At 69.6% G+C, this 2976-nt stretch carries 2 protein-coding genes and 1 tRNA gene; all 3 read left to right on the top strand.

What is annotated here, in order from left to right:
* The first annotated feature begins 177 nt into the window (after positions 1-177).
* The 3 genes from AB0395_RS47990 (at position 178) to AB0395_RS48000 (ending at position 2825) form a co-directional block, all read left to right on the top strand.
* Positions 178-975: a uracil-DNA glycosylase gene (locus AB0395_RS47990; protein ID WP_366295017.1), complete on the top strand. Its 798-nt coding sequence runs from the start codon at positions 178-180 to the stop codon at positions 973-975.
* A gap of 171 nt (positions 976-1146) precedes the next feature.
* Positions 1147-2463 carry an FAD-dependent oxidoreductase gene (locus tag AB0395_RS47995; protein WP_366295019.1) on the top strand — a complete coding sequence of 439 codons (1317 nt, stop codon included), beginning with the start codon at positions 1147-1149 and terminating at the stop codon, positions 2461-2463.
* Positions 2464-2752: 289 nt separating this feature from the next.
* Positions 2753-2825 (top strand) — tRNA-Leu (locus tag AB0395_RS48000).
* Positions 2826-2976 lie beyond the last annotated feature (151 nt).

The following is a 2976-nucleotide window of genomic DNA, read 5'->3' on the forward strand; positions in this document are numbered from 1 at the left end:
CAGGGACTTCTATCTCAGCGACAGCCCCGACAGCATCGGAAACCTCCTGTTCGGCCCCCTCTGACCCGCCGCCCCAGATTCCGGGGTGGCGACGCCTCCCAGCTGTACGGCGCAGCCCTGCCCTTCCCCCGAGCGGCCCGCGTCGGCGGCCTGGCGGGGGATGGCACGATCGGAGGCATGACCTTCGTCCCTCCCGGGTCCGGCTGGCCCGACGATCCCGCCCTGCCCGGCACTCCCGTCGCCCACGACCCGCAGGAGGTCGGGCGGCTCGCCGCGGAGAGCCGTACGCTCGGCGAGCTGACGGCGAGGCAGTCCGTCTGCCGGGCGTGCCCGCGCCTGGTCGAGTGGCGCGAGGAGGTGGCGACGGTCAAGCGGCGGGCGTTCGCCGGGGAGACCTACTGGGGACGGCCCATCGCGGGGTGGGGGGAGGACAGGCCCGAGGTCCTCATCGTCGGGCTCGCCCCGGCCGCGCACGGCGGCAACCGCACCGGGCGGATCTTCACCGGAGACCGCAGCGGGGACTGGCTGTTCGCCTCGCTCCATCGGACGGGCCTGGCCGTACAGGAGACCAGCGTCCACGCGGGGGACGGGCAGCGTCTCGTCGGCGCGCGGATGCTGGCCGCGGTACGGTGCGCCCCGCCCGCGAACAAGCCGGAGCCGTCCGAGCGGGCGGCCTGCTTCCCGTGGCTGGCCAGGGAGGTCGAGCTGGTCGCCGACAGCGTGCGCGTGGTCGTCGCGCTCGGCGGCTTCGCCTGGCAGGCGATCTGGCCCGCGCTGCGCGAGGCCGGATACGCCCTGCCGAGCCCGCGGCCGCCCTTCGGGCACGGAGCCGAGGTCGAGATCTCTCACGGCGGAACTCCGGCGCATCTTCTGGGCTGCTACCACCCGAGTCAGCAGAACACTTTCACCGGGCGGGTGACCGCCGAGATGCTCGATGCCCTCTTCACCAGGGCAAACGCGCTGCGGCGCTTGTGAACTCGATCACAAAGAGAATATCGACAGAACTTCGCTCGGGAAGATGGAAGTGATCTGCCGATTCCAGAAACTATGACGCAAATTACATGGGGGGTGCCTGGTGCTGTCTTTTTCGGGCACGTATGCTTGTGAAAGGTTTCACAAGGCCTCGGACCTAAGGATGGCGTTGAAGTGAACCGAACCTCCAAGCACATCGTGGTCGTCGGTGGGGGCTACGTCGGTCTCTACACCGTGCTGCGCCTGCAGCACACGCTCCGCAAGGAACTGCGTGACGGCAGTGTCCGGATCACCGTGCTCACCCCCGAATCCCACATGACCTACCAGCCCTTCCTTCCCGAGGCGGCGGCCGGAAACCTCTCGCCCCGGCACGTGGTCGTCCCGCTCCGCCGGGTGCTGTCGAAGGCGACGATCCTCAACGGCAAGGTCTCCAAGGTCAACCACGCCGCCAAGTCCGTCTCCTTCGAGCCGAACGTCGGAACCCCGCACGACCTCGACTACGACATCCTCGTCATGGCCGCGGGCTCGGTTTCCCGGACGCTCCCCATTCCCGGCCTGGCCGACGCCGCGATCGGCTTCAAGACGGTCGGTGAGGCGATCGCGCTGCGCAACCGGGTGCTCGAGCTCCTGGACCGGGCCGAGACCGACGGCGACGAGGCCCTGCGCCGCAGGGCGCTGACGTTCGTCGTGGTCGGCGGCGGCTTCGCGGGCGTCGAGGCGCTCGCCGAGCTGGAGGACATGGCCGTCGACGCGGTCCGCTACTACCGCAACGTCTCCCGCAAGGACATGCGCTGGGTCCTCGTCGAGGCGACCGACCGGATTCTGCCCGAGGTCGGCCCCGAGATGGGCAAGTGGACCGCGGAGCAGCTGCGCGAGCGCGGCATCGAGGTCAAGCTGAACACCCGTCTCGACTCCTGCGAGGGCGGCCTGGTGAAGCTCTCCAACGGTGAGGAGTTCGAGTCGGCCACCATCGTCTGGACCGCCGGAGTCAAGCCGAGCCCGGTCGTCAACGCCGGGGACCTGCCCCTGGACGAGCGCGGCCGGATCAAGACGACCACCCGCCTGACGGTGGCCGGGGTCGAGGACGCCTTCTCCGCGGGAGACGTCGCCGGAGTGCCCGACGTGACCAACCCGGGCCAGTACTGCGCGCCGAACGCCCAGCACGCCGTCCGGCAGGCCAAGGTGCTCGCCGACAACATCACCCGCCAGCTCCACGGGCAGCCGCTGGTCGACTACCGGCACAAGTACGTTGGGTCGGTCGCGGGCCTCGGCCTCCACAAGGGCGTCGCCAACGTCTACGGGATCAAGCTGCGCGGGCTGCCCGCCTGGTTCATGCACCGCACCTACCACCTGTCGCGGGTGCCGACCGTCAACCGCAAGGTCCGGGTGATGATGGACTGGACCCTCGCGCTGTTCTTCAAGCGGGAGACCGTCTCGCTCGGCGAGATCGAGGCGCCGCGCAAGGAGTTCCACCAGGCGGCCACGACCTGAGGCCCGTCTTCTCCCGGGTTCCCCGGCCTCCCGCTCCCGCGGCCCCGGGCCCGGGGCCGGTTCGCCCCCGGCCCCGGGCCCTGTCTTCCCCCAGGTCTTCCCCGAGCCCCCTTCCGCCTCGTGCGGGAGGGGGCTCTGGCGTTCCCTGTCCGGCGCGGAAGTGTGTAACGTGTGCCATTCCAAGCCGTGCGACCGGTCTCGAAGATCGAAACGCCGTGGCACGGTTTGTGTGACGCCTGATACAAAGTTGTGCTCCTCTGATGAGTGGTCAGTTACGTATGATTGCGGCGTCCCCGTAGCCCAATGGCAGAGGCAAACCCCTTAAAAGGGTTCGAGTGAGGGTTCGAGTCCCTCCGGGGGCACTCATAGTGATCTGCACGATTCGGCCCGTGACCGGGTTTTCCCGGTCACGGTGTCCTGGGACTGCACCTCCTGGGCGGCGTCGGTGAGCGCGGCCAGTACCCGCACCGCGGCCTCGTCGCGGATCGGCGTCAGCCGTGCCCCCTCCGCGGC

Origin of the sequence: Streptosporangium sp. NPDC051023 (genome assembly GCF_040689595.1) — a bacterium.
Lineage (GTDB): Bacteria > Actinomycetota > Actinomycetes > Streptosporangiales > Streptosporangiaceae > Streptosporangium.

What these genes read in the sequence shown, in the direction of transcription:
- AB0395_RS47990 (WP_366295017.1), top strand. Translation starts at nt 178, where the DNA reads ATGACCTTCGTCCCTCCCGGGTCCGGCTGGCCCGACGATCCCGCCCTG.